Below are 236 nucleotides of genomic sequence, written 5' to 3' on the forward strand. Positions count from 1 at the left end.
GCTGTTTGGCAGTGTCGCTGTTTTACCTGTGTAATGATATTGCCCATGATGAAGGTCGATCTCTTGGATCACTGTCGCCATCATATTGTGCTCTATCACCTCTCCACTTAACTTGCCGACCTCAATCCAATCACCAATACGAAATGAACGAGAGCTTGCCCTTTGTATTGAGCCAGTAAAACAAAGAATAATTTCTTTTGACGCCACTACAATAGCAACCGCAATCGCAGTAACGC

Annotated in this window: 1 protein-coding gene; it reads right to left on the reverse strand. The window is 44.1% G+C overall.

What is annotated here, in order from left to right:
• On the reverse strand, positions 1–236 hold a 236-nt coding region (locus AB4585_RS25690), incomplete at both ends, for a mechanosensitive ion channel domain-containing protein (RefSeq protein ID WP_372171606.1).

It is taken from the genome of Vibrio sp. 10N.222.49.C9 (assembly GCF_041474985.1).
Classification (GTDB): Bacteria; Pseudomonadota; Gammaproteobacteria; order Enterobacterales; family Vibrionaceae; genus Vibrio; species Vibrio crassostreae_C.